Annotated in this window: 27 protein-coding genes and 4 tRNA genes; 15 read left to right on the forward strand and 16 right to left on the reverse strand. The window is 63.3% G+C overall.

From position 1 onward, the window contains the following. Positions 1–70 precede the first annotated feature (70 nt). From ACNFBT_RS19900 to ACNFBT_RS19930, 7 genes are all read right to left on the reverse strand, one after another. Positions 71–1,072 carry a glutathione S-transferase family protein gene (locus tag ACNFBT_RS19900; protein ID WP_416752270.1) on the reverse strand — a complete coding sequence of 334 codons (1,002 nt, stop codon included), beginning with the start codon at positions 1,070–1,072 and terminating at the stop codon, positions 71–73. 89 nt (positions 1,073–1,161) lie between these two features. Next, positions 1,162–2,160: a glycosyl transferase family protein gene (locus ACNFBT_RS19905; protein WP_416752272.1), complete on the reverse strand. Its 999-nt coding sequence runs from the start codon at positions 2,158–2,160 to the stop codon at positions 1,162–1,164. Further along, the gene (locus ACNFBT_RS19910) at positions 2,157–2,492 is read right to left on the reverse strand and encodes a TusE/DsrC/DsvC family sulfur relay protein (RefSeq protein WP_275611451.1); all 336 of its coding nucleotides are present in this window, start codon (positions 2,490–2,492) and stop codon (positions 2,157–2,159) included. The genes ACNFBT_RS19905 and ACNFBT_RS19910 overlap by 4 nt, the downstream gene beginning before the upstream one ends. After that, the gene (gene tusB, locus ACNFBT_RS19915; RefSeq protein WP_207883429.1) at positions 2,489–2,794 is read right to left on the reverse strand and encodes a sulfurtransferase complex subunit TusB; all 306 of its coding nucleotides are present in this window, start codon (positions 2,792–2,794) and stop codon (positions 2,489–2,491) included. Before tusB ends, ACNFBT_RS19910 begins: the two co-directional genes overlap by 4 nt. Continuing rightward, the gene (gene tusC, locus ACNFBT_RS19920) at positions 2,791–3,150 is read right to left on the reverse strand and encodes a sulfurtransferase complex subunit TusC (RefSeq protein WP_416752274.1); all 360 of its coding nucleotides are present in this window, start codon (positions 3,148–3,150) and stop codon (positions 2,791–2,793) included. Before tusC ends, tusB begins: the two co-directional genes overlap by 4 nt. Beyond that, on the reverse strand, positions 3,150–3,542 hold the full coding sequence (tusD, locus tag ACNFBT_RS19925) for a sulfurtransferase complex subunit TusD (protein ID WP_416752276.1): 393 nt from the start codon (positions 3,540–3,542) through the stop codon (positions 3,150–3,152). The genes tusC and tusD overlap by 1 nt, the downstream gene beginning before the upstream one ends. A 113-nt stretch (positions 3,543–3,655) precedes the next feature. Next, a tRNA-Ser gene (locus ACNFBT_RS19930) sits at positions 3,656–3,743 on the reverse strand. Between the two features lie 136 nt (positions 3,744–3,879). Here ACNFBT_RS19930 and ACNFBT_RS19935 point away from each other — a divergent pair. The 3 genes from ACNFBT_RS19935 (at position 3,880) to ACNFBT_RS19945 (ending at position 6,180) form a co-directional block, all read left to right on the forward strand. Then, positions 3,880–4,545: a Bax inhibitor-1/YccA family protein gene (locus ACNFBT_RS19935; protein WP_416752278.1), complete on the forward strand. Its 666-nt coding sequence runs from the start codon at positions 3,880–3,882 to the stop codon at positions 4,543–4,545. Between the two features lie 300 nt (positions 4,546–4,845). Further along, entirely contained in the window at positions 4,846–5,373 is a 528-nt protein-coding gene (locus ACNFBT_RS19940) for a VOC family protein (protein ID WP_416752280.1), read from the forward strand. A gap of 9 nt (positions 5,374–5,382) precedes the next feature. Beyond that, positions 5,383–6,180 (forward strand): SDR family NAD(P)-dependent oxidoreductase, encoded by a 798-nt coding sequence (locus ACNFBT_RS19945; RefSeq protein ID WP_416752282.1) that lies wholly within the window; start codon positions 5,383–5,385, stop codon positions 6,178–6,180. 198 nt (positions 6,181–6,378) lie between these two features. Here ACNFBT_RS19945 and ACNFBT_RS19950 read toward each other — a convergent pair whose 3' ends face one another. Together ACNFBT_RS19950 and ACNFBT_RS19955 are read right to left on the reverse strand one after the other, a co-directional pair. Continuing rightward, complete coding sequence (locus ACNFBT_RS19950; protein WP_416752284.1) at positions 6,379–7,116, reverse strand: SDR family NAD(P)-dependent oxidoreductase; 738 nt, start codon at positions 7,114–7,116, stop codon at positions 6,379–6,381. A 61-nt stretch (positions 7,117–7,177) separates the two neighbouring features. Continuing rightward, a complete protein-coding gene (locus ACNFBT_RS19955; RefSeq protein ID WP_416752286.1) occupies positions 7,178–8,938 on the reverse strand; it encodes an FAD-dependent oxidoreductase in 1,761 nt (586 codons plus the stop codon). A gap of 229 nt (positions 8,939–9,167) precedes the next feature. Here ACNFBT_RS19955 and ACNFBT_RS19960 point away from each other — a divergent pair, with 229 nt between their 5' ends. The 8 genes from ACNFBT_RS19960 to ACNFBT_RS19995 all read left to right on the forward strand — a co-directional run bounded on the left by ACNFBT_RS19960 (position 9,168) and on the right by ACNFBT_RS19995 (position 14,108). Then, entirely contained in the window at positions 9,168–9,767 is a 600-nt protein-coding gene (locus tag ACNFBT_RS19960; protein WP_416752288.1) for a TetR/AcrR family transcriptional regulator, read from the forward strand. A gap of 182 nt (positions 9,768–9,949) precedes the next feature. Further along, complete coding sequence (locus ACNFBT_RS19965) at positions 9,950–10,249, forward strand: hypothetical protein (protein ID WP_416752290.1); 300 nt, start codon at positions 9,950–9,952, stop codon at positions 10,247–10,249. A gap of 293 nt (positions 10,250–10,542) precedes the next feature. Then, positions 10,543–11,187: a UvrY/SirA/GacA family response regulator transcription factor gene (uvrY, locus tag ACNFBT_RS19970; RefSeq protein WP_152222817.1), complete on the forward strand. Its 645-nt coding sequence runs from the start codon at positions 10,543–10,545 to the stop codon at positions 11,185–11,187. A 2-nt stretch (positions 11,188–11,189) separates the two neighbouring features. Continuing rightward, on the forward strand, positions 11,190–13,016 hold the full coding sequence (gene uvrC / locus ACNFBT_RS19975; RefSeq protein WP_416752291.1) for an excinuclease ABC subunit UvrC: 1,827 nt from the start codon (positions 11,190–11,192) through the stop codon (positions 13,014–13,016). A gap of 33 nt (positions 13,017–13,049) precedes the next feature. After that, positions 13,050–13,610: a CDP-diacylglycerol--glycerol-3-phosphate 3-phosphatidyltransferase gene (pgsA, locus tag ACNFBT_RS19980; protein WP_416752293.1), complete on the forward strand. Its 561-nt coding sequence runs from the start codon at positions 13,050–13,052 to the stop codon at positions 13,608–13,610. Between the two features lie 65 nt (positions 13,611–13,675). Further along, positions 13,676–13,751 (forward strand) — tRNA-Gly (locus ACNFBT_RS19985). 37 nt (positions 13,752–13,788) lie between these two features. Continuing rightward, positions 13,789–13,862, forward strand: a tRNA-Cys gene (locus ACNFBT_RS19990). A gap of 159 nt (positions 13,863–14,021) precedes the next feature. Next, positions 14,022–14,108, forward strand: a tRNA-Leu gene (locus ACNFBT_RS19995). 249 nt (positions 14,109–14,357) lie between these two features. Here the strand turns inward: ACNFBT_RS19995 and ACNFBT_RS20000 are convergent. Together ACNFBT_RS20000 and ACNFBT_RS20005 are read right to left on the reverse strand one after the other, a co-directional pair. After that, positions 14,358–14,669 carry a hypothetical protein gene (locus ACNFBT_RS20000; RefSeq protein ID WP_416752295.1) on the reverse strand — a complete coding sequence of 104 codons (312 nt, stop codon included), beginning with the start codon at positions 14,667–14,669 and terminating at the stop codon, positions 14,358–14,360. Between the two features lie 543 nt (positions 14,670–15,212). Further along, positions 15,213–15,578 carry a DUF3509 domain-containing protein gene (locus ACNFBT_RS20005; RefSeq protein WP_416752297.1) on the reverse strand — a complete coding sequence of 122 codons (366 nt, stop codon included), beginning with the start codon at positions 15,576–15,578 and terminating at the stop codon, positions 15,213–15,215. A 507-nt stretch (positions 15,579–16,085) separates the two neighbouring features. Here ACNFBT_RS20005 and ACNFBT_RS20010 point away from each other — a divergent pair. Together ACNFBT_RS20010 and galU are read left to right on the forward strand one after the other, a co-directional pair. Beyond that, positions 16,086–16,433, forward strand: coding sequence for a LexA family protein (locus ACNFBT_RS20010; protein ID WP_416752299.1), 348 nt, complete (start codon positions 16,086–16,088; stop codon positions 16,431–16,433). 200 nt (positions 16,434–16,633) lie between these two features. After that, positions 16,634–17,473 carry a UTP--glucose-1-phosphate uridylyltransferase GalU gene (galU, locus tag ACNFBT_RS20015; RefSeq protein WP_275607532.1) on the forward strand — a complete coding sequence of 280 codons (840 nt, stop codon included), beginning with the start codon at positions 16,634–16,636 and terminating at the stop codon, positions 17,471–17,473. Between the two features lie 77 nt (positions 17,474–17,550). On the opposite strand, the gene ACNFBT_RS20020 is transcribed toward galU, so the two are convergent. Next, positions 17,551–17,982, reverse strand: a complete 432-nt coding sequence (locus ACNFBT_RS20020) for a VOC family protein (RefSeq protein ID WP_416752301.1) — start codon at positions 17,980–17,982, stop codon at positions 17,551–17,553. 82 nt (positions 17,983–18,064) lie between these two features. Here ACNFBT_RS20020 and gorA point away from each other — a divergent pair, with 82 nt between their 5' ends. Then, a complete protein-coding gene (gorA, locus tag ACNFBT_RS20025; RefSeq protein WP_416752303.1) occupies positions 18,065–19,423 on the forward strand; it encodes a glutathione-disulfide reductase in 1,359 nt (452 codons plus the stop codon). A gap of 73 nt (positions 19,424–19,496) precedes the next feature. Here the strand turns inward: gorA and ACNFBT_RS20030 are convergent, their stop codons facing one another. Continuing rightward, a complete protein-coding gene (locus tag ACNFBT_RS20030; protein ID WP_416752305.1) occupies positions 19,497–20,495 on the reverse strand; it encodes a bile acid:sodium symporter family protein in 999 nt (332 codons plus the stop codon). A gap of 108 nt (positions 20,496–20,603) precedes the next feature. After that, positions 20,604–20,939, reverse strand: coding sequence for a hypothetical protein (locus ACNFBT_RS20035; protein ID WP_416752307.1), 336 nt, complete (start codon positions 20,937–20,939; stop codon positions 20,604–20,606). Positions 20,940–21,072: 133 nt separating this feature from the next. On the opposite strand from ACNFBT_RS20035, the gene ACNFBT_RS20040 reads away from it, so the two are divergent. Further along, positions 21,073–21,546 (forward strand): Lrp/AsnC family transcriptional regulator, encoded by a 474-nt coding sequence (locus ACNFBT_RS20040; RefSeq protein WP_416752309.1) that lies wholly within the window; start codon positions 21,073–21,075, stop codon positions 21,544–21,546. 30 nt (positions 21,547–21,576) lie between these two features. Here ACNFBT_RS20040 and ACNFBT_RS20045 read toward each other — a convergent pair whose 3' ends face one another. Together ACNFBT_RS20045 and ACNFBT_RS20050 are read right to left on the reverse strand one after the other, a co-directional pair. Further along, positions 21,577–22,083, reverse strand: a complete 507-nt coding sequence (locus ACNFBT_RS20045; RefSeq protein ID WP_416752311.1) for a DUF1993 domain-containing protein — start codon at positions 22,081–22,083, stop codon at positions 21,577–21,579. Positions 22,084–22,170: 87 nt separating this feature from the next. Next, positions 22,171–22,884 carry an endonuclease gene (locus ACNFBT_RS20050; RefSeq protein ID WP_416752313.1) on the reverse strand — a complete coding sequence of 238 codons (714 nt, stop codon included), beginning with the start codon at positions 22,882–22,884 and terminating at the stop codon, positions 22,171–22,173. Positions 22,885–23,000: the final 116 nt, after the last annotated feature.

Here is a 23,000-nt window from a genome sequence, read left to right on the forward strand (position 1 = left end):
CCGTAGGAGCGGACTCCCTCCGCAATGCTCTGGCGTATAACCGCGAACGGTTATACGCCCTACGCCAGCCTCACCCTTTCTGCGCGATGCCTTTGCCCGGCAGATGGTCCCGCCCATGCGGCGCGGTGAAGTCCTGCTGCGGCCCCAGCGGCACGACGCCGGTCGGGTTGATGGTGCGATGGCTGGCGTAGTAGTGGTGCTTGATGTGCTGGAAGTCGACCGTGCCGGCGACGCCTTGCCACTGGTACAGCTCGCGCAGCCAGCCGGACAGGTTCGGATAGTCCGCCAGGCGCCGCAGATTGCACTTGAAGTGGCCGTGGTAGACCGCGTCGAAGCGGATCAGCGTAGTGAATAGGCGCACATCGGCTTCGGTCAGGTATTCGCCTGCCAGGTAGCGCTGCTTGCCCAGCCGCTCGTCCAGCCAGTCCAGCTCGTCGAACAGGGTCCCGAAAGCCTCTTCGTAGGCCTCCTGGGTGGTGGCGAAGCCGGCGCGGTACACGCCATTGTTCACCGCCGGGTAGATGCGCTCGTTCAACTCATCGACCTGCGCCCGCAGCGGTTCCGGATAGAGGTCCAGGCGGTTGCCGGTGAGGTCGTCGAATGCCGTGTTGAACATGCGGATGATTTCCGCCGACTCGTTGCTGACGATGCGCTGCTCGTGCTTGTCCCACAGCACCGGTACGGTGACGCGGCCGGTGTAGTGCGGATCGTCCCGGGTGTAGCGCTGGTGGAGGAAGTCCAGGCCGTCGAGCTTGTCGCCGGTCGAACCCAGCGCCTTGTCGAAGGTCCAGCCGTTTTCCAGCATCAGCCAACTGACCACCGAGACGTCGATCAGCGATTCCAGGCCCTTCAGCTGGCGATAGATCAGCGTGCGGTGGGCCCAGGGGCAGGCCAGGGAAACATAGAGGTGATAGCGGCCGGCTTCTGCGCGGAAGCCGCCTTCGCCGGTTGGGCCGGGGCGGCCGTCGGCGGTGATCCAGTTGCGGCGCTGCGCGTTTTCACGCTGGAAGCGGCCGTCGGTGCTGGTGTCGTACCACTGGTCATGCCAGCGGCCATCGATCAACTGTCCCATCTTGTGTGCTCCAGAAAGCAGGGGAGATGGGACCAGTCTATCGATAAAGACTCGATTGATTAGCGCAAAAACAGGATTTCAGATATCGATCAGATCGATCTATTACGTGCGCCCCAGCGTTTATCGGCTTCCGCGAAAGCTTCGTCTCGCGACAATCCCAGTGCGCGCAGGGCCAGTGCCATCGTTGCCCGTACCGCCAGGTCGCCGTAGTCGTCCTGGCTCTCGCCGCGCCAGAAGGCGACCAGATGGGCAGGGTCCAGCGTGTCCGGCTTGACGTGGCGCAGTGGCGACAGCGCGGGCCACTCTTCGTCCCAGGCTTCGCCATCGCGGCAGCCGTAGAGGTGCGAGGTGGCGTCCGGGTTCACTTCGATCTCGCCGCCTTCACCCTTGATGACGATGGCGTAGTCGCCGAGCAGGCGGCTGCCTTCGCGGTGTACCGCCTGGTAGCCGGGATGGAAGATGCTCTGCAGCACGCAGGTCGCGCCCAGCGGGTTGAGCAGGCGTACGGCGGAGTGCATCGGCGAGCGCAGGCCGAGGGTGTTGCGCAGGTCGATCATCCGCTGCAGGCGCGGCATCCAGTCCACCAGCGGGGCGAAGGCGATGCCTTTGTCGTCCAGCGCGCTGCCGACCGAGTCCCAGTCGCGGCACAGCGGCAGGCCGAGCTGCTCCAGCACTTGTTCGGTGTAGAGCCGGCCGGCGGTATGGGCGCCGCCGCCGTGCAGCAGGATGCGGGTGCCGCTGCCGGCCAGGCATTTTGCGGCCAGCAGGTACCAGGGCAGGTGACGCTTCTTGCCGGCGTAGCTGGGCCAGTCCAGGTCCACGGCAATCTTCGGCACCTGCAGGCGTTCGCGCACCGCCTCGGTGAAGCCGGCCAGTTCCTCGGCGCTTTCCTCCTTGTGCCGCAGCAGCATCAGGAAGGCGCCCAGCTGGGCCTCCTCGACCTTGTCGTCGAGGATCATGCCCAGCGCTTCGCGGGCTTCCTCGCGGGTCAGGCCGCGCGCGCCGCGCTTGCCCTTGCCGAGGATGCGTACGAACTGGGCGAACGGATGTTCTTCAGGTGTCTGCAGGACGAGCGGGGCGGGGGTCATAGGCAGTTGGTCGGCTTCGGCAGGCCGGCGAGCTTGGCGGCAAGCTTGGCCGGGGTGCCCTTGAACAGGAGGTTGAGGTGCAGGCTGCTGCCCTTTTCCGTGCCCAGGCGCTGAGCGACGTACTTGATCAGAGGCCGGTTCGCCGGGGAGAGCTGGAACTCGCCGTAGAACTCGCGCAGCAGCAGGAGGATTTCCCAATGCTCGGGCGTCAGGTGAATACCTTCGTTGTGCGCCAGGGCCTCGGCGGCCGCGTCGCTCCAGTCGTCCAGGTGCGCCAGGTAGCCGTCCTTGTCCAGCGGCAGGGCTTGTCCGTTGACCAGTAGGGTGCTCATAGCCAGGCGTTCACCTTGTCGAAGCGGGTGCAGAGCTCGACGAAGCCGGGGTAGTCGACCGCGATGACGCGGGCGGGGACATCGTCCATGCCACGCGCCTGCAGGTCCTCCAGCAGGGCGAAGAGCCCATTGGCGGCGGGCATCAGCTCCAGCGCCTGGCAGGGGGCGGTGCCGTCGCGCAGGGCGTAGACGGCGTCGCCGGTCAGCAGCAGGCCGTCGTCCGGGCCGAGCAGGTGCAGGCAGCTGGCGAGCCGGCCGTCGTCGAAGGGGGAGTGCGAGAGCAGGTGGAGGGTAGCCATCAGATCGTGATCACCTGGTCGTGGGTTTGCAGCAGGTCGCGCAGCGCGGCGGCGTCCAACGCCTGTACGGGCAACGTCAGGCTGGCGGCATCCAGGCCGCGTTCACCGAGGCTGCGCTGGCTGACGTAGAGCGCTTCCACGCCGAACAGCGGCAGGGCCTGCAGGTTGGCCTGCAGGTCCTTCTGTTCGAGGTTGGCCGGGCGCTGGCCGGGAGCGAGCTGGAAGACGCCATCGTCGAGGAAGAGCATCGAGATCGGCAGGTCGAAGGCGCCGCCGGCCAGGGCGATATCCAGTGCCTCGCGGGCGGCGGGGCCGGCCCAGGGCGCCTGACGGCTGATGATCAGCAGGGACTTGGCCATCAATCGCCTCCGAAGCAGACCAGGCGGTCCGACAGTTGCGTCGCTTCATGCAGCTGGCCGAGGCCGGAAAGGTCCCAGGGTGCCTGCAGGTTGGCCGCGGGGCGGGAATAGCGGTTGGCTTCTTCGCTGTTCAGCACGCCACGGCGCAGCGCGGCGGCGATGCAGACTACGCCGTCCAGCTGGTTGTCGGCGAGGAAGCGGGCCCAGGCGGCGGCGACGTCCAGTTCGTCCTGGCTGGCCACGGCATTGGCCGAGGCGCTGTACACGCCGTCCTGATAGAAGAACAACCGGGTGATTTCATGCCCGCCGGCCAGCACTGCCTCAGCGAAGCGCAGGGCGCGGCGGGCTGCCGGCGAATGCGGCGGGGAGAAGAGGGCGATGACGAACTTCATGGAGCGGGCCTTCGCGACGAATATTCGCAGGATGATACGGCACTGTGTCGATTTTTGCCGTGCACCGGAAACGCAAAAGCCCCGCTGGGCGGGGCTTTTGACGTGGAGAATAATGGCGGAAGCGCAGAGATTCGAACTCTGGGGGCTGTTACACCCGGCGGTTTTCAAGACCGCTGCCTTAAACCACTCGGCCACACTTCCGCATGAGCGGGGCGCCATAGTACCGGATCGCAACACACTGTCAAACTCTGGTGCTTCGAGGCCTATTTGCCTCTGTTATGATGAATGGCACTACGGTCATGGACCCGTATCCCGCTTAAAACAGGAGTGTCTCGACATGCAAGAACGGCAATATCTCGACTCCACAGCCGTGGAGCAGAAAGAGGTCAGCGGTGTCCTGCGCAACACCTATGGGCTGCTCGCGCTGACGCTGGCCTTCAGCGGCCTGGTGGCCTTCGCCTCGCAGCAGATGCGTCTGCCGTACCCGAGCTTCTTCGTGGTGCTGCTGGGCTTCTACGGTCTGTTCTTCCTCACTGTGAAGCTGCGCAACAGCGCCTGGGGCCTGGTCAGCACCTTCGCCCTCACCGGATTCATGGGCTACACCCTTGGTCCGATCCTGAACATGTACCTGGGCATGGCCAATGGCGCGAGTGTGATCTCGTCGGCCTTCTTCATGACCGCCCTGGTGTTCTTCGGCCTGTCCGCCTACGTGCTGACCACCCGTAAGGACATGAGCTTCCTGTCGGGCTTCATCACCGCGGGCTTCTTCGTGCTGCTGGGCGCCGTACTGGTCTCGCTGTTCTTCCAGATCAGCGGCCTGCAACTGGCCATCAGCGCCGGCTTCGTGCTGTTCTCCTCGGCGATGATCCTGTTCCAGACCAGCGCGATCATCCAGGGTGGCGAGCGCAACTACATCATGGCCACCATCAGTCTGTACGTCTCGATCTACAACCTGTTCATCAGCCTGTTGCAGATCTTCGGCATCATGGGCAGCGACGACTGATCGTCACGCAACCCCGGAAAAAGCCCGTTTCGACGGGCTTTTTTCATTTCTGGGCGCAGCTTTTTCCGGCCCCTCGGGCGAGCAGCGGTTTCCGCCTCTTTCGGGCTGCCTCCTTCATTTCCAGGCGCGGCCCTGAATCTCTCTAATCGAATTGGCACAAAATATAATTTATGTGCCAATATCGTCGTCGCAAATAACAATATTTGTGCCATAGAGTTCGCTGTGCAGGAAGGGCTGGAATATCAGGCACCGCACTGCCGGCGATCCTTTTCCCACTGAGATCATTCGCAAGGAATTGTCATGAGCACTGCTTGGCTCGGTCCCATGGACCAGATCGGCTATCTCGTTGATGACCTGGAACAGAGCATCGGGCGCTGGCAACAGCATTTCGGTGTGGGGCCATGGACGGTCTTTCGGAACGTGTCCCTGGAGGGGAAATATCGCGGCGAATCCGTGACCGTCACCATGGATGTCGGGCTCGGCTATCAGGGCGGGATGCAGATTGAGTTGATCCAGGCGACCAACTCCGCGAAATCGCCCTATCGGGACGGGCAGGGGCGTGCCCTCCAGGGGATGCACCATATCGCCTGGGTGGTCGATGACATCGATCAGGCGATTGCGCGCCTGACGTCCACGGGATTGCGGGTCGTTTTCGAGGCGAGCAACCCCACGAGCCGCGTGGCCTATTTCGAGAGCGAGGCGGAGCCCGGAGTGTTCTACGAGGTCATCCACGGCCTTGGCATGCGCGAGATGATCGCCCAGGGCATCGAGGCCGCCCGGGGCTGGGACGGCTCCGCTTCCATCCACGTCATTGACGTCTCTGCGTGAGGTTTCGGCATGTCGAATCGATTGAAGGATAAAGCGGCACTGGTGCTCGGCGTCACGCCTGGGAATATTGGCGAAGCCATCGCCCGGCGTTATGTCGAGCAGGGTGCGCGCGTGCTGGTGGCCGGGCGCCGCCCCGAGGCGCTTGCCGCTGTTGCCAATGCCCTGGGTGTGCCTTGGCTGGCTTGCGATATCACGTCGCAGACCGCGGTTGCGGATCTCGTTGCCCACAGTGTGGAGCGTCTTGGCGGCCTCGATATCGGCGTCAATGCGACGGGCTGGGGGCTCCTGAAGCCATTCCTGGAGCACAGCCAGGAGGACCTGGATACCATGAATGCGGTCCAGTTCACTGGGCCTTTCCAGTACTTCCAGGCGTTATTGCGGCACATGCCGAAGGGTGGCTCGATCATCCAGGTTTCATCGGTGACCGCCAGCATCATGTTCGACAACCATGCCGCCTACATGGGGACCAAGGCCGGCATCGACCATGTCATCCGCTGCATTGCCCATGAATTCGGACACCAGGGCATCCGCGCCAACTCCATCGCTCCGGGGGGCGTGGCGGATGCGCCGATGTCGGGAGGTGGATTGATGCACCCTGGCATCGCCGCGCTTTATCACCGCGAGATTCCGCTGGGGCGCAGCGGTGTTGCGGCGGAAGTCGCCGACGCTGCCTTGTGGCTGGGGAGCGACGAGTCCAGCTTCGTCACCGGCCAGGTCATTCATGTCAGCGGTGGCCAGACGTTGCGGCGCAACCCGTCGCTCGCCGAGGTCTATGCCGCTGCCACTGGGACTGCCGGATCTCACTGAGGCGACAGCCTGAAACCAGCGGCCGGCCTTGCCGGCCGCTGGCGTTTCCAGGGGGCAGCGCTTTGTCGGCGATTGGCGGTGGGTGGGGTACTTCAGGGAAGGGCACGCCCAGGAGCCGGGCGGCGCATCAGTCCATCTGTTTTGGGCGGAAGGCCCCCAGGCATGGGGTGGAGCACCTGGGGGCCGCGAGCGGGAAGGTCAGCCGGCGGTGTATCCACCATCGACGGGGAGCACGGCGCCATTGACGTAGCTCGATTTCGGCGAGGCCAGCCAGAGCACCGCTTCGGCGATCTCCGAGGGCTCGGCCAGGCGGCCCAGCGGGCAGGTCGCGGCGATGTGCTCGCGCAGCACGGGGTTGTCTGTCATGACCTTTTCCAGAAGCGGGGTGCGGGTGCCGCCCGGGCAGACGATGTTGGTGCGGACGTTGTCCTTGCCGAACTCCAGCGCTGCGCTGCGCGTGAGCCCGACGACGCCGTGCTTGCTTGCCGCGTAGGCTGCCCGGGTGGGCGTCCCGACAATCGCGGCCACCGAGCCGATATTCACGATCGAGCCGCCGCCCTGGCGGCGCATGAGGGACAGTTCCTGCCTCATGCAGTGGTAAACGCCCTTCAGGTTGACGTCGATGGTCAGGTCAAGCGGCTCGGCGCGCCATTGCGCCGTGGGCTCCGTTTCGATATCGATGCCGGCGTTGTTGACGGCGAAATCCAGGCGGCCGAAAGCCGAATCGATGCGCTCGAATGCGGCCTCGATGGCGCCCGCATCGGTCACGTCGACCGCCAGGGTCAACGCGGCTCCCGGCACCGGTTCTCCGGTCCCTCGATCCAGCACCACTACGGTGGCGCCCGCTTCGACAAGGGCGTCTACGCAGGCCCGGCCTATCCCCTGGCGGCCACCCGTTACAACGCCGACTTTTCCGGCAAGGTCTGAACTGCTCATCGATATCCTCGTTCGGTTGCAATGGCGCATGGCCAAAATCTTCTGTGTGGGCGCTGGCGCCTCATGCCGGATGGCCGGTGGCGCTCTGGGTCGAGCCGGCCTCCTGCGCCGGCACGGCGTCCGCCAGTTGGTTGGCGGCGATGTAGGCGAAGGTCATTGCCGGGCCGATGGTCGAGCCGGGGCCTGGATAGGTCTTGCCCATGAGCGCGGCCGAGGTGTTGCCCACCGCATAGCAGCCGGCCACCACCGATCCGTCGGCGCGCAGCACCCTGGCGAAGGCGTCGGTACGCAAGCCACCCTTGGTGCCAAGTTCGCCCGGATCGATGCGCAGGGCGTAGAAGGGCGCTCGATCGAGGGGGCCGAGGCAGGGATTCGGCTTGCAGTTGGAGTCGCCGTAGTAGCGGTCGAACAGGTTGCCGCCCTTGCCGAACTGGGGGTCGATCCCATCGGCGGCGAACTGGTTCATCTGCTCGACGGTGGCGGCCAGTCCGGCGGCGTCCACGCCGATCTTTTGCGCGAGCGCGGAGAGTGTCTCGGCGCGGTAGATCACCTTGTCCAGCCAGCCATCGGGAATCTTGGCGTCTGGCTGCACGCTGCCCGGCAGCAGCACGCCGCACGGGTAGCGCTTGCGGTACTCGGCGTCGAACACCAGCCAGGCCGGTGCGTTGGCCTGGGTGCGTTGGTGGTCCGCGTACATGGCGTAGATGATGTCGGTGTAGGGCGCGGCCTCATTGACGAAGCGCTGCCCCAGCCGGTTGACCATGACGCAGCGGGGGAAGGCGCGTTCGACAAAGAGGGCACGTTGGCTCGCCTCGCCCGGCACTCTTACAGTCGGTGCTCCCCAAGTGTGCTCCATCAGCGCCACGGCACCTCCTGCTTCCATGCCGGCACGAATACCGTCGCCGGTATTGATCGGAGGTGCGGCGGTCCATTCGGCGCGGGTGGGCTTGGGCAGGTACAGTTCGCGCATGGACTGGTTCGACTCGAAACCGCCGCAGGCAAGCACGACGCCGCGGCGCGCGTGCAGGCAGTGGGTGCGGCCCTGCCGAAGCACGTCGACGCCCACCACCCGGCCGTCCTCCTGTCGCAGCGACTGCATGGACGTTTCCAGCCATAGCGGGATACCGCGCTGGGCCAGGGCTGCGCGCAGGCTTGCGACCAGCGCGTTGCCGAGGGTCAGGCGGCGATCGCGACGGCTGTGTCGGCGCCAGCGGATATCGCCCAGGTAGCGCAATGCCAGACGGGCGGTGAGCAGCAGCCAGCCGGGTTCCTTGGCGAGGATGGTGTGCGCCTCCACCTGGGTCATGGCGATGCGCCCGCCGATGAGGGTGGCCGGCGACGCCGGGCGCAGTTGTTCGAAGGATTCGCCCAGGCGCGCCGCATCGAAGGGGGCGGGCTCCATGGTGCGATAGCCCGGCTTGCCGCCCTTGCGGTCCGGGTAGTAGTCGGGGTAGCGCGGGATCGCCTGGAAGTGCGTCCGTGCGTGTCGGGCCAGGTACTCGATCATCTCGGGACCGTTGGCGAGGTAGGCGTCGATGCGGTCCTGATCGAATTCCTCGCCGACCACGTCGCGAAGGTAGGTGATCGCCTCTTCGTAGGAGTCACTGCCGCCAAGCGAGGCGATCTGGCTGTTGCAGGGAATCCATACACCGCCACCGGAGACGGCGGTCGTGCCACCGTAGACGTCGCTCTTCTCGATCACCAGCACCGACAGGCCGTTGTCGTAGGCGCGCAAAGCCGCCGTCAGCGCGCCAGCGCCGGATCCGACCACCACCACGTCGTACTCATGGTCCCACTTCGCGTCGTGCTGACGGCTGGTCATGGCTGCATCTCTCCTTGGAAAAGGTGTCCGGCGGCTTGCGCTGCGTGGAAATGCCCGAGTGCGTCACCTCGGGGTCAATGGCTTGGGTTTGTCGAGCAATGTCACACAAATTACAAGTTGTGACATCTGCGGCGCAAATTATTTTTTTGTGCCATTGCATGAGAGAATGGGTCGCGGATGTACCCGGGCCCGACCAAGAAGGTGGGCCCCCGAGCGAACGAAGGTGCACATGAGTCGACAGCTACGCTGGGGTGACGCCAGCCGGATGGGAAATGCCAGTGATGGCCGCTCGCTGATCCTGCGGGCGGCGCTGGAAGTGATGATCGAGGAGGGCGCCGAGAGCTTTTCGATCGATGATGTCGCCCAGCGGGCGAATATCTCGCGACGCACCCTGTACCGATATTTCAGCAACAAGAAGGAGCTGATTCAGGCGGTCATCAGTGCGGAGAACGGCGCGTTCTTCGAGGAAATGCAGCGCGGAGTGCAGGAGTTCGAGGATGACTTCGAGCGTTATCTCGAAGAGTGCGTGTGCTTCTCCGTGCGCTACCTGGATCGGCACAACGGGGGCTTCCACCACAGTTATCTGGCGAAGAGTTCGACCTCGGATGTCTTCGGCTACATCCTCGAAAACATCGCGCCGATGTGGCATGGCGTGCTGGAGGAGCCGTATCGGCGCTATGCCGAGCGCCATGGCCCGGCAGTGGTCGCACTGGACGATGTCATCGCGTTGATCAGCCGGGTCGGGCTCGCGTACTGCCTGGTGCCTGCCGATGAGGCTGCGATCCGCGCGCAGATGGCGATTCTCCAGCCGGTTCGGCGGCGCTCGTAGGGTCGGCGCCCGCTCGGCAGGCAGTCCCCCCGCGAGATGGGAGACTGGCTGCTTTCTCTCCGGGCGCTGTTTCCTGCAACGCTTCGCGGTGCTGTGGCGGGGGCGATAGAGCGGGGTTCCGTTGCGCCGCTCATTCGCTGCCATACTGCACGGACTCATCACATGGACGAGGAGGACGCCCCTTGTTTGTCAGGGCACTGATATTCGCCGCGGCGTGGATCGGCTTCTGGTATGCCAGTAGCTGGGTCCTTACTCACTACATCACGTCGGCCTCGGGCCCCTACTGGACGCTGGGTCTGGTGGTGTTTCCCGTCATCTTTCCGCTCTACCTCACGACGGACTTCTGGATTCAGGACTCCTACGCGGCTTCCTGGCCCCGGCTCTCGCTGGCCCTGATCTGCCTTGCCGGCATGCTGCTCTACTATCCGGCGCTGCTGGCGCTGCTCTGGATGATTCGAATGTTGAGGGCGGTGGCGCTCTAGGGCGGGAGGAGTCTCGGGCATTGATGCTGGACGCGGCCGGCCCGGAGGGATGGTTCAGACCCTGGGTTGGGACATCTCTTTCCTCAGGTGTCTGGTTTCTTGAAAGGCCCGTCCTAGACGTTCCGACGCAGGTCTGTCAGCATTTGCTGGGCGTCGGGGCGATTCTCTGGCGTTTGCATTTTGACGAGCCTGCACCAAGCTAGGTCGAGACGGTGCTTTCTGTTAAGGTTCGCGAATTCCACGAAGCTCTCGCTGGATCTTCACAATTCCATTTCTGTGCAAAGGGGTGCTGCGTGATCAAGGTGCTGGTGGTCGATGACCACGATCTGGTGCGCACCGGAATTACCCGCATGCTGGCCGATATCGACGGCCTGCAGGTCGTCGGTCAGGCCGACTCTGGCGAGCGCGGACTGCAACTGGCCAGGGAGCTCAAGCCCGATGTCGTCCTGATGGACGTGAAGATGCCCGGCATCGGCGGACTGGAGGCGACTCGCAAGCTGCTGCGCAGCCAGCCCGATGTGCGCGTGGTGGTGGTGACCGTGTGCGAGGAAGATCCCTTCCCGACCCGGTTGATGCAGGCCGGCGCTGCCGGCTACCTCACCAAGGGCGCGGCGCTTGAAGAAATGGTCCAGGCGATCCGCCAGGTATTTGCCGGCCAGCGCTACATCAGCCCGCAGATCGCCCAGAGTCTGGCGCTGAAGTCCTTCGAGCCCGAGAAGAATGCGTCCCCCTTCGACACCCTGTCCGAGCGGGAAATCCAGATCGCCCTGATGATCGCCAACTGCCACAAGGTGCAGAGCATCTCGGACAAGCTCTGCCTGTCGCCCAAAACCGTCAACACCTACCGTTACCGCATCTTCGAGAAGCTCTCGATCACCAGCGACGTGGAATTGGCGTTGCTGGCCGTTCGGCACGGCATGGTCGATACCAGCAACTGACGATGGCCGCGGCATTCGATTCGGCGGCGTTCCTGGCCACCTGCAGTGGGCGGCCGGGCGTCTACCGCATGTTCGATGCGGACGCCAAGCTGCTCTACGTCGGCAAGGCGAAGGACCTCAAGAAGCGGCTCTCTAGCTATTTCCGCAAGTCCGGCCTTGCGCCGAAGACCGCTGCGCTGGTGGCGCGGATCGCCCAGGTCGAGACCACCATCACCGCCAACGAGACCGAGGCGTTGCTGCTGGAGCAGACGCTGATCAAGGAATGGCGACCGCCCTACAACATCCTGCTGCGGGACGATAAGTCCTATCCCTATGTGTTTCTCTCCAGCGAGGACAAGTTTCCCCGGCTGACCATCCATCGCGGCGCGAAGAAGCAGAAGGGGCGCTATTTCGGTCCGTACCCCAGCGCGGGCGCCATCCGCGAAAGCCTGGCATTGCTGCAGAAAGCCTTCTTCGTGCGGCAGTGCGAGGACAGCTACTTCCGCAATCGCACGCGTCCCTGCCTGCAGTATCAGATCAAGCGCTGCAAGGGGCCCTGCGTCGGGCTGGTCAGCGAAGAGGAATACGCCGAAGACGTACGCCACTCGATCATGTTCCTTGAAGGGCGCAGCAATGTGCTGGCGGACGAACTCACCACCAGCATGGAACAGGCCGCCATGCGCCTGGACTTCGAGAAAGCCGCCGAACTGCGCGACCAGGTGTCCATCCTGCGCCGCGTGCAGGACCAGCAGAGCATGGAAGGTGGCAGCGGCAACGTCGACGTGGTCGCCGCCATCGTCACGCCGGGCGGTGCCTGCGTGCACCTGATCAGCGTGCGCGGTGGCCGTGTGCTGGGCAGCAAGAACTTCTTCCCGCAGGTGGCGATCGAGGAGGAGGTCGGCGACGTACTGCTGGCCTTCCTCGGGCAGTACTACCTCAGCCATCACGAGCGCGACCTGCCTACTGAGCTCATCGTCAACGCCGTACACGAGGATTTCCCGGTACTGATCTCGGCCATCGAAGAGTCCCGAAGGAAATCGCTGGAAATCACCCATCGCGTGCGCAGCACCCGTGCGCGCTGGCAGCATCTGGCCGTGACCAACGCCGAGCAGGCCCTGGCCGCGCGCCTTGCCAATCGCCAGCACATGGCGGCGCGTTTCGAGGCGCTGGGCGACGCGCTGGACCTCGCCGAGCCGCCGCAACGCCTCGAATGTTTCGACATCAGCCATTCCAGTGGCGAGGCGACCGTTGCTTCCTGCGTGGTGTTCGGGCCCGAGGGAGCGCTGAAGTCGGACTACCGCCGCTTCAATATCGAGGGCATCACCGCTGGCGATGACTACGCCGCGATGCATCAGGCGTTGACCCGGCGCTTCAGCCGCCTGAAAGACGGGGAGGGCAAGATGCCGGACATCCTCCTGGTCGACGGTGGCAAGGGGCAGCTGGCGATGGCGCAGGAGGTGCTCCAGGAACTGGCGGTGGTTGGCCTGACACTGCTCGGTGTCGCCAAGGGCGTAACGCGCAAGCCGGGGCTGGAAACGCTTTACCTGAATGACGCCGAACATGAATTCACGCTGCCGGCGGACTCCCCGGCGCTGCACCTTATCCAGCAGATCCGTGACGAAGCACACCGTTTCGCGATTACCGGCCACCGCGCTCGGCGAGGAAAAGCGCGCCGTACTTCCACGCTCGAGGATGTGCCAGGCGTAGGGCCCAAACGCCGTCGCGACCTGCTCAAGCACTTCGGTGGGTTGCAGGAACTGTCGCGGGCCAGTATCGAGGAGATTGCCAAATCCCCCGGTATCAGCAAAAAGCTGGCTGAGCAGATTTATGCTGTTCTTCACAGCGAGTAGAATGCCGGCTCAACTCGCAGACTTCCTGACCCGATGAATATCCCGAACCTGCTCACCCTGCTTCGCGTTGTTCTCATCCCGATCTTCATCCTGCTGTTCTATTCCTCGTTCCCTGCCAGCCATCTGGTAGCCAGCGCCGTGTTCGCCCTGGCGGCTGCCACCGACTGGCTGGACGGCTACCTGGCGCGTCGCCTGGGGCAGAGCACGCCGTTCGGGGCGTTCCTCGATCCGGTGGCGGACAAGCTGATGGTCGCGACCGCGCTGGTGCTGCTGGTCGAAGCGCATGCGAACCTGTGGCTGACCCTGCCGGCGGTGATCATCATCGGTCGGGAAATCGTGGTGTCGGCGTTGCGCGAATGGATGGCCGAACTGGGGGCGAGGGCACATGTGGCCGTTTCCGATCTCGGCAAATGGAAGACCGCGGCGCAGATGCTGGCGCTGATCATCCTGTTGGCCAATGCGCCGATGATGGGCTTCTGGGTAGTGGTGGGTTACGTGCTGCTGATCGTTGCCGCCGTGCTGACCCTGTGGTCAATGCTGCACTATCTGCTCGCCGCCTGGCCTCATCTCAATACCACCCCGAAAGAGAAATAAGTTTTTTTGAATCAAGGAGTTGACAGGGCTTTTCGAAACGTTAGAATGGCGCCCGTCAACACGACGCGGGAATAGCTCAGTTGGTAGAGCACGACCTTGCCAAGGTCGGGGTCGCGAGTTCGAGTCTCGTTTCCCGCTCCAAATTTTGACGGTTTGCGATGTGAGCCGTTTGTTTTATGGCTGAGTAGCAGAGTGGTTATGCACCGGATTGCAAATCCGTGAACGCCGGTTCGATTCCGACCTCAGCCTCCAATAGAAAAGCCCTGTAAATCCAAGATTTACAGGGCTTTTTCTTTAGCAGACAATTGCGCCTGCAATTGGCTTCCGCGGGTGGTAGGCAACCACTCGATCCATATGGAGCCCAGTCTGCTTCCGGCTTGCCAGAGCCTCCCAACGCTGAACAGCGCTACCGCCCGGATGGCGAAATCGGTAGACGCAAGAGACTTAAAATCTCTCGTCCGTAAGGGCGTGCCGGTTCGACCCCGGCTCCGGGCACCACTTCTACATCAATGGCCAGCGGGCCATTCCCCTGCGATTCCTCCGTCCATGCGGGTCTGCAATTTTCTTGCTGGGCCTTTGTCGGCCGAGCCTCCCTATTCGCCGCCTGGCGTTGATCTTACTCGCTAGAAAAGTTTCCTCCGTACCTTCTCGGGCTTCGGTCATGGGCTTTTCCTGCCATAAGAGGGCGACAGCGGGAACTGCGAAAGAGAACCGGTCTTTCAAATTGCGGACGGTCTCAGCCCCAACTCACTTCGTTGACTTCTTTGCACTATTTGCCTCGTACTCCAGGCATTTGCTCTCCGCGCTGGCGAATGCCTGGTCGGGGGTCTGGTTCCCTCGATAGCCGAAGCGGACGAAGTACCGGATGACGGTCCTGGTGTCCGCATCGAGCTTTTTGCTGCCTTCCTCTACTGCCGCAAGTGCCTGCTGCTCGGTGCTGCCCTGGTCTCGATACAGCGCCCCGGCACGGGCAAACAAACCGATGCCGGTGCAAAAGTCCGAGGCCTGGACACTGCTGGCCAGAACCAGTAGCAGGGAAAGGGTCAGGTGTTTCTTCATATCGGCTTCTTGTGTCTGCTGGCACGGTGCTATTCAGCAGTATGGTTCTGCCGGGAAGGCTTGCCTGCCTGGCCTCCATCGATTGCTGCTAGTGCAGGAGTATCTCCGGGCTCGGCACCGGGGACGCGGCATCTAATTGGCGATCGTGCGGAATGCGCCGGTGGGCGCTGGGGCGGGTTTCGTGCGTTCGAATGATGTTGAGTTGCCGGTGCCAGCTTAGGCTTCACTGGTTATTCCAGGGGGAAAGATGCTCACAACGGATATGAAATTGTTGTCGATCATCGGACTGGCGACTATCGGAAGTCATGCGATTGAGGCGGCTTACAACCGCGATTGCTCGCAAATCGTTCGCTTGTGTGTTGCTGGAGCCCGACCTTTCGTTCTTACAAGCCGTCACTGAATGTAATAATTCTCGGCATGTTGGGTCGGCCGTTGATCTCTTCCGATTGCACAGGCAGCGGTTGTCCATTCCCTGCGAATTTCAGGGGGCAGGGGAAAGAGAAATGCCGCAGCATTGCTGTAGTCAGTTCACCCTGACTGGACTCATGTACGCAGATGCGCCAGGGCTCGCAGTCTATCCCCTGCATTCACGATGCGACGTTTGCGCAGGGGCTCGGACGACTCATGGAAGCTCTGCAGTTGAGCCGGCTCCCTGAAATGATCGACATCTGCCGGCTGCAACGGGCCTTCTTCGGTTGCCAGGCCCCTGCGGATGCGGCCCACCAGACCGTCCAGCAAATGCGCATCCTGCTGCTCGTCCAGCTGAACCACGCGGCAGGCTATCGTTGCGCCTTCGGCATCACTGAGAGTCATGACCAGATTGCCATCCGGTCGTGAGGTGAACTCCACCTCGAAGTCCGGAAACTGGCGGCTGAGATAGTGTGTGGCAGGAAGTCGTTCGATCTTCATGTCAGCGTCCTCGGCAATGAGTGGCGAAATCCATCCGTACTCTTTGCAAGGACCGCTGCAGGGGGCGTACCAGCACTGGGGTTGGAGAAGATCCCTTCAGATCATGGGCTTACGAGACTTCATTGGAAAATGCGTCGTGCAGCTTGCAGGGCGCAGCCCAATTCGCAAGGCAATATGCACGACCCACGGAATCAATGCGGCAGAGGATTCTGCCGCGTTGTGGTGGCGGGTTTAGCCTTTGGCTTCTGCAGTCGAGCCCGTCGCATGGGGACTCGCAGGATCGCCCACAGGGTTACCACTGCCAGCAGCAGCCAACCCAGAATCATGAGAGTCACGAACGTGCCCGGAGTCATATCGAAAGTCCTCGCCCCTCGCTAAGGGTAGACCACCTCGGATCACGCTGCGCCTTCTCAATGGAGTGGCCGTGGCGTCCGAGGTTCCGGCAAAGGCTTGAAAGCCACGCGTCTACCTGATATCTGTATATGCATACAGTATATGAGGTGAGCCATGCACCAGCTACCGGAATCCGTCCACAATGCCGTACTCGCGCAGCCGCAGTGGATGCCATCTCACACATACATAGTGCGCGCACATGGCGATGGCATGACGGGGGCGGGGATTCACCACGACGACCTGCTGCTGGTCGATCGCTCCGAGTTGGCGGCGGAAGGTGAAATCGTCGTCGCGGAGCTCAACGGAGAGGCCCTGATCCGGCGGTTGGCGATCATCGAAGGTGCTTTCGCCCTGCTGCCGGCGAGCGATCGCTTTCCGTCCATCAGGGTTGGCGACGGCGATGAGCTGACGATCTGGGGTGTGGTGCGGCGGCGTCTGTCGGGGCAGGGCGTGGCTGTCTGAAGGACGGTGATGCTGACTTTTTGCCATTAGTGGCGAACTTGCCGCCGGGGTTATGGTCAGATTCGCAGCCACCGGTCACAGAGGCGAGGTCGTAAATGCTCATAGGAGCACGGATCGCCGCGTGCCGGGGCATTGTAAGGTGGCTGCAGCCTGATTAGACTGCGCGCAACTCGCACCCCTGTCCCCCTCGAAGGACTCCCATGATCAAGAAATGTCTGTTCCCGGCCGCTGGCTACGGCACCCGCTTCCTCCCGGCCACCAAGGCCATGCCCAAGGAAATGCTGCCGGTGGTGAACAAGCCGCTGATCCAGTACGCGGTGGAAGAGGCCCTGGAAGCCGGCCTCGGCGAAATCGGTATCGTGACCGGCCGTGGCAAGCGTTCCCTCGAAGACCACTTCGACATCAGCTATGAGCTGGAACACCAGATTCGCAATACCGACAAGGAAAAGTACCTGGTCGGCATCCGTCGCCTGATCGACGAGTGCACCTTCTCCTACACCCGCCAGATCGAGATGAAGGGCCTGGGCCACGCGATCCTGACCGGCCGCCCGCTGATCGGCGATGAGCCGTTCGCCGTGGTCCTGGCGGACGACCTGTGCCTGAACCTGGAAGGCGACAGCGTCCTCAAGCAGATGGTCAAGCTGTACAACCAGTTCCGTTGCTCCATCGTGGCGATCCAGGAAGTGCCGCCGGAAGAGACCAACAAATACGGTGTGATCGCCGGCGAGATGATCCGTGACGACATCTACCGCGTGAACACCATGGTCGAGAAGCCGAAGCCGGAAGAGGCCCCGTCGAACCTGGCGATCATTGGTCGCTACATCCTGACTCCGGACATCTTCGACCTGATCGAACAGACCGAGCCGGGCAAGGGCGGTGAAATCCAGATCACCGACGCCCTGATGAAGCAGGCCCAGGACGGTTGCGTGCTGGCGTACAAGTTCAAAGGCAAGCGTTTCGACTGCGGTAGCGCCGAGGGTTACATCGAGGCGACCAACTTCTGCTACGAGAACCTCTACAAGACCGGCAAGGCCTGGTAAGTCCAGGGCTGTTCCCGGTTCGTCGAAAAAGCCACCTTCGGGTGGCTTTTTCGTTTCCGGCCTTCGAGAGAGCAGCCTCACATCGAGGGCGGGATCGGCATGGCCTCCGAACCAGGGCCCAGCGGCTGCCCGTAGCTGAACTCGACGTAGTTGCCGGCCGGGTCGCGCAGGCCGCAGTAGTAGCCTACCGGGTAGGGCTCCTCCCGTGGCGCCCAGATCAGGCAGCCCGCGTCCTGCGCTTCCTGGGCGATCCGGTCCACTTCCGCGTGGCTGTCGACGGCAAAGCCGAAGTGGCTGTAGTCGTCGCTGGCCAGGTGGCGTGCCTCGCCGCCGGGCATGATGACGAAGATGAAGCTGTGCTCCTTGCCTGGCTCGGCCATCCAGACGATCCGCGAGCCCTTGCCCTCGCGCTGGTGGATGATGCGCATGCCGCAGAAGCGCTCGTAGAAGGCGACGCAGGCGTCCAGGTCGGGAACGTGCAGGGCGAGGTGGGTCAGGCTCGGTCGCATGGAAATACCTCCTTCGGTTCCTCGCAGGATAGGTCAGGGCGTATAAGGTATGCTGCCTGGCATATCCACGCGGAGAAGCATGATGTCTTTCGATTTTGACCTGTTCGTCATCGGCGCCGGTTCCGGCGGTGTGCGCGCCGCGCGTTTCGCCGCGGGCTTCGGTGCGCGGGTCGGCGTCGCGGAGAGTCGCTACCTGGGCGGCACCTGCGTCAACGTCGGCTGCGTGCCCAAGAAGTTGCTGGTCTATGGCGCTCACTACCATGAAGACTTCGAGCAGGCCGCGGGTTTCGGCTGGACGGCCGAGGGCGCGAAATTCGATTGGCCGACCCTGATCGCCAACAAGAACCGCGAGATCCACCGCCTCAATGGCATTTACCGCAATCTCCTGGTCAACAGTGGTGTAACGCTGCTGGAAGGCCATGCGCAACTGCGCGATGCGCACACCGTCGAGGTCGACGGGCAGCGGTTCACGGCCAAGCATATCCTGCTCGCCACCGGCGGCTGGCCTCAACTGCCGGATATCCCTGGCAAGGAGCACGCCATTACCTCCAACGAGGCGTTCTTCCTCGAGCAGCTGCCGCGCCGCGTGCTGGTGGTGGGGGGCGGTTATATCTCGGTGGAGTTCGCCTCGATCTTCCACGGCCTGGGCGCCCGGACGACCTTGCTGTACCGCCGCGACCTGTTCCTGCGCGGCTTCGACCGCAGCGTGCGCGAGCACCTGCGCGACGAGCTGACCAAGAAGGGCCTCGATCTGCAGTTCAATGCCGATATCGCCCGGATCGACAAGCAGGCTGACGGCACGCTGCTGGCCACCCTCAAGGATGGGCGCGTGCTGGAAGCGGATTGCGTGTTCTATGCCACCGGCCGCCGGCCAATGCTGGATAACCTTGGGCTGGAGAACGTTGCCGTCGAGCTGGATGAGAGCGGCTTCATCAAGGTGGACGAGGCGTATCGCACCAGCGAGCCTTCCATACACGCCATCGGCGATGTGATCGGCAAGGTTCAGCTGACCCCGGTCGCACTGGCCGAGGGCATGGCGGTGGCGCGGCATCTGTTCCGTCCGGAGGAATATCGTCCGGTGGACTACAAGCTGATCCCCACTGCCGTGTTCAGCCTGCCTACCATCGGCACCGTCGGGCTTACCGAGGATGAAGCCCGCGCCGCCGGCCACAAGGTGAAGCTCTTCGAAAGCCGCTTCCGTCCGATGAAGCTGACCCTGACCGAGTGCCAGGAGCGGACCCTGATGAAGCTGATCGTCGATGCCGAGAGCGACAAGGTGCTGGGCTGCCACATGGTCGGCCCCGAGGCTGGGGAAATCCTCCAGGGGATCGCCATTGCGCTGAAAGCCGGGGCGACCAAGCGGATCTTCGACGAAACCATCGGTATCCACCCGACGGCCGCCGAAGAGTTCGTCACCCTGCGGACACCGGTCGGCGCCTGATCCCGATCGTCACGTCAGAAACGAAAAAGCCGGTGCAGTGCACCGGCTTTTTTGTGGGCCTGAGTATGCCCCTTCAGTTGGCGCGCTCCAGCGGGGCATGGGCGGTGTCCTGGCGCTGAGAGTAGCGCTGGGCAAGCACCGCGCAGACCATCAGCTGGATCTGGTGGAACAGCATCAGCGGCAGCAGGACCACGCCGACGCTGCTGCTGGCGAACAGCACCGAGGCCATCGGTACGCCAGTCGCCAGGCTCTTCTTCGAGCCGCAGAAGACGATGGTGATGCGGTCTTCCACGGAGAAGCCGAGGTAGCGGCCTAGCAGGTTGGTGGCGACCAGCACCAGGGCCAGCAGCACGCAGCAGGCGACTGCCAGGCCGGCCAGTGCGGGCAGCGGGATCTGGTGCCAGAGCCCTTGGATCACCGCGGCGCTGAAGGCGGTGTAGACCACCAGCAGGATCGAGCCCTGGTCGACGTAGCGCAGCACCGGCTTGTGGCGGTCGACCCAGGCGCCGATCCAGGGACGCAGCAATTGGCCGGCCATGAAGGGCACCAGCAGTTGCAGGGTGATCTTGCCGATGGCGTCGAGGGTCGATATGCCGGTCTCGCCCTGGGTGCCGAGCAGCAACTGCACCAGCAGCGGAGTGACGAATACGCCCAGCAGGCTGGAGGCGGAGGCGCTGCAGATTGCAGCCGGGATGTTGCCGCGCGCCAGCGAGGTGAAGGCGATTGCCGATTGCACGGTGGCGGGCAGGGCGCACAGGTAGAGCATGCCCAGGTAAAGATCCGGAGTGACCAGTGGCGACAGCAGCGGCTTGAGCGCAACGCCGAGGATTGGGAAAAGCATGAAGGTGCAGGCGAATATCAGCAGGTGCAGGCGCCAGTGGGTGGCGCCTGCGATGATCGCCTGGCGCGACAGCTTGGCGCCGTGGAGGAAGAACAGCAGCGCGATGCCCAGGTTGGTGATCCAGCCGAAGATCACTGCCGCCGTGCCTTCGCAGGGCAGCAGGCTGGCGACCGTCACGGTGGCGATCAGCGCCAGGGTGAAGTTGTCGGGAAGCAGGCGTGGGCGAGCCATGGGCACATCTCTCGTGTTGTTGTATGAGTGACCACGCCCGACGGAAGCGGGCGGGTAGCTTGCACTCTAGTCACGATGGGATTTGCCGGCTAACGCCAGAGAGCCAGGTTATGTCGCTGAACGGACAGTACGTGGTTCATCGACATGGAGGTCGACCGAGCAGACGCTGACCATTCCGCGCATGCGCTGGGCGATCACTTCGGCCCGGTACCGGGGCAGGGTGTTCACCCGCAGGGCGATATCCATCCAGTCCTCCTGCCGCACCGCTTCGACCTCCATCGGCACATGGCCCTGCAGCGCGAACTGGTTCAGCAGCCGGCAGAGGACGTCGGCGTCTATCTCGGCGCGAATCAGGTAGCGAACGTCGGCGGCGGTTTCTGTCGGAACCGGGCGATCCTGCTGGTCCAGAGGGAAGTCGGGAAGGGTGAGCGCGGGAAGGGTCATGGCAGCCAGCCGTTCGGGGGGAAGTTGAAGAAGATTGTGCGGGCTGCTCAGAGGATTTATTTGCCTGTTTTCTGCATGCCTGAGTGGTTTTGTGCATTAATGATTCTCCATGTCATGAATCAGAGATTCATTAATGCTCGTCGCCCTGGATGCCCAAGACAAGAAGATCCTCGCCCTGCTGCAGGAGGAGGCGACGCTGTCCACCGCTGAGATCGCCGAACGCATCGGGCTGTCGCAGTCACCGTGCTGGCGTCGGATTCAGCGGTTGAAGGATGAGGGTGTGATCCGCAAGCAGGTGACCCTGCTGGATCGCAAGAAGATCGGCCTGAACACCCAGATATTCGCCCAGGTGAAGCTCAACGCCCACGGGCGTAATCATCTGACCGACTTCGCCCAGGCCATCGGCGAGTTTCCCGAGGTGCTCGAGTGTCACGTGCTGATGGGCGCGGTGGATTTCATGCTGCGTATCGTCACCGAGGACGTGGATGCGTATGAGCGGTTCTTCTTCGAGAAGCTGTCCCAGGTACCGGGCGTGCAGGAGATCAACTCCATCGTCGCCCTGTCCGAGATCAAGTCCACCACCAGTCTGCCGCTGCCGCGTGGCTGAAGGGCGCCGGCGTGGCCGGCGCCCGGGCGGTCATACGCCGCCGAGGTAATCCATCTTGCCGACCTCCACGCCGTTGTGGCGCAGGATGTCGTAGGCCGTGGTGATGTGGAAATAGAAGTTCGGGTTGACGAAGCCGAGCAGGAAGTCGGAGCCCTTGAAGCTGACCTCGCGGGCGCGCAGCTTCAGCTCGATGGTGCGGTTCTCAGCGCCTTCGAACTGCTCGGGCTTCAGGGTCTTGAGGAAGTCGACGGTCTTGGTGATCCGTGCCTGCAGCTCGGCGAAGGTGGTTTCCTCGTCGGCGAAGCTCGGCACCTCGACGCCGGCCAGGCGTGCGCCTGCGCCCTTGGCGGAGTCGCTGGCGATCTGCACCTGGCGCGCCAGCGGGAACATGTCCGGTGCGAGGCGGGCGTTGATCAGGACGGAAGGGTCGATGGACTTGGCTTCGGCATGGGCAGCGGCCTTGGCGAGGATCGCCGAGAGGTTGCCGAGCATGCGGATGAAGACGGGAACGGAGGCCTGGTAGATCGAGAGGGACATGCTGCGTACTCCAGACAGGAAATAGGGCGCTCGTCACGAGGACGGCTGTCGGAGTCTACTGCTGGACCTGCGCGCTGTCGCCTGGCTTCAGCGCCCGGCAACGCGCGGCGGCGGGCAGCGGCTGGAATCGATCTGGCCCACGTAGGGATTGCCCCAGCCCATCACGCAGCCGACCATCTGGTTGCGCTGAAGCTCCCAGGTTTCCACCGGGTACTGCTTGCTCCAGGCAGTGAACAGTTGGCGGTCCTGGTTGGACAGTTTCAGGCCGTAGCGGTCGCTCATATAGAAGTAGGTACGGGCGATCATCCCGCGGATCTGCGGACGCGGCATGGCCTTCTTCGCCTTGAAGTCGATCACCATCGGGCAGGCGCCGTATTGCGGGGGCTGCTTGGGCAGCCAGCCATAGCTGAAGTTGTTACGGTCGCCGTTGACCTCGCCGATGCTCGGCACCAGGTTGAACAGGTCGGCCTCCGCCTTCTGGTAGACGCGGTCGTGCCGCGAACAGTTGCTGCGTCCGCCGCTCTGCCAGCACTGGCGCTGGTGGCCGATCACCCAGGCCGGGACGATGTGCTCCCACTCGATGCGCGAGGCGCGCTTGGCGTTCTTGCGCGGGGTATAGCCGCAGCTCTTGAGGTCCACCGTGTTGCCGCTGTAGCGGCAGCCGCAATAGAACTCCACCGACTGCCGGGCGTAGAGCTTGCGGCCGATCTTCTTGGCTTCCTCGAAGGTGCGCGGTGCGGCGGCGGAGGCAACGGCGGGAATGGCGAGAATCAGCAGCAGGGCAAGGCAGCGTCGGAACATGAGGTATTCCTTACGAAAGTAGCTGCATCTTACTGATTGAAAAAGAATTGCCAATCGTGGCAATCGAATGGCAAAGCTGCCTGGAGCCCGCAGGACGTGGGTGCAGGCTGGTTGAG

This window comes from Pseudomonas sp. NY15181 (genome assembly GCF_048068055.1).
Lineage (GTDB): Bacteria > Pseudomonadota > Gammaproteobacteria > Pseudomonadales > Pseudomonadaceae > Pseudomonas.

Bases quoted from the DNA above. Each gene is read 5' to 3' on its own strand.
- galU (WP_275607532.1), top strand. From the start codon at position 16,634: ATGATCAAGAAATGTCTGTTCCCGGCCGCTGGCTACGGCACCCGCTTC.
- ACNFBT_RS19905 (WP_416752272.1), bottom strand. From the start codon at position 2,160: ATGACCCCCGCCCCGCTCGTCCTGCAGACACCTGAAGAACATCCGTTC.
- ACNFBT_RS20030 (WP_416752305.1), bottom strand. From the start codon at position 20,495: ATGGCTCGCCCACGCCTGCTTCCCGACAACTTCACCCTGGCGCTGATC.
- gorA (WP_416752303.1), top strand. From the start codon at position 18,065: ATGTCTTTCGATTTTGACCTGTTCGTCATCGGCGCCGGTTCCGGCGGT.
- pgsA (WP_416752293.1), top strand. From the start codon at position 13,050: ATGAATATCCCGAACCTGCTCACCCTGCTTCGCGTTGTTCTCATCCCG.
- ACNFBT_RS20020 (WP_416752301.1), bottom strand. From the start codon at position 17,982: ATGCGACCGAGCCTGACCCACCTCGCCCTGCACGTTCCCGACCTGGAC.
- uvrC (WP_416752291.1), top strand. From the start codon at position 11,190: ATGGCCGCGGCATTCGATTCGGCGGCGTTCCTGGCCACCTGCAGTGGG.
- tusD (WP_416752276.1), bottom strand. From the start codon at position 3,542: ATGAAGTTCGTCATCGCCCTCTTCTCCCCGCCGCATTCGCCGGCAGCC.
- ACNFBT_RS19960 (WP_416752288.1), top strand. From the start codon at position 9,168: ATGAGTCGACAGCTACGCTGGGGTGACGCCAGCCGGATGGGAAATGCC.
- ACNFBT_RS19945 (WP_416752282.1), top strand. From the start codon at position 5,383: ATGTCGAATCGATTGAAGGATAAAGCGGCACTGGTGCTCGGCGTCACG.
- ACNFBT_RS20000 (WP_416752295.1), bottom strand. From the start codon at position 14,669: ATGAAGAAACACCTGACCCTTTCCCTGCTACTGGTTCTGGCCAGCAGT.
- ACNFBT_RS20040 (WP_416752309.1), top strand. From the start codon at position 21,073: ATGCTCGTCGCCCTGGATGCCCAAGACAAGAAGATCCTCGCCCTGCTG.
- ACNFBT_RS20035 (WP_416752307.1), bottom strand. From the start codon at position 20,939: ATGACCCTTCCCGCGCTCACCCTTCCCGACTTCCCTCTGGACCAGCAG.
- tusC (WP_416752274.1), bottom strand. From the start codon at position 3,150: ATGGCCAAGTCCCTGCTGATCATCAGCCGTCAGGCGCCCTGGGCCGGC.
- ACNFBT_RS20050 (WP_416752313.1), bottom strand. From the start codon at position 22,884: ATGTTCCGACGCTGCCTTGCCCTGCTGCTGATTCTCGCCATTCCCGCC.
- ACNFBT_RS19955 (WP_416752286.1), bottom strand. From the start codon at position 8,938: ATGACCAGCCGTCAGCACGACGCGAAGTGGGACCATGAGTACGACGTG.
- ACNFBT_RS20045 (WP_416752311.1), bottom strand. From the start codon at position 22,083: ATGTCCCTCTCGATCTACCAGGCCTCCGTTCCCGTCTTCATCCGCATG.
- ACNFBT_RS19940 (WP_416752280.1), top strand. From the start codon at position 4,846: ATGAGCACTGCTTGGCTCGGTCCCATGGACCAGATCGGCTATCTCGTT.
- ACNFBT_RS19950 (WP_416752284.1), bottom strand. From the start codon at position 7,116: ATGAGCAGTTCAGACCTTGCCGGAAAAGTCGGCGTTGTAACGGGTGGC.
- ACNFBT_RS19910 (WP_275611451.1), bottom strand. From the start codon at position 2,492: ATGAGCACCCTACTGGTCAACGGACAAGCCCTGCCGCTGGACAAGGAC.
- ACNFBT_RS19900 (WP_416752270.1), bottom strand. From the start codon at position 1,072: ATGGGACAGTTGATCGATGGCCGCTGGCATGACCAGTGGTACGACACC.
- ACNFBT_RS19935 (WP_416752278.1), top strand. From the start codon at position 3,880: ATGCAAGAACGGCAATATCTCGACTCCACAGCCGTGGAGCAGAAAGAG.
- ACNFBT_RS20005 (WP_416752297.1), bottom strand. From the start codon at position 15,578: ATGAAGATCGAACGACTTCCTGCCACACACTATCTCAGCCGCCAGTTT.
- ACNFBT_RS20010 (WP_416752299.1), top strand. From the start codon at position 16,086: ATGCACCAGCTACCGGAATCCGTCCACAATGCCGTACTCGCGCAGCCG.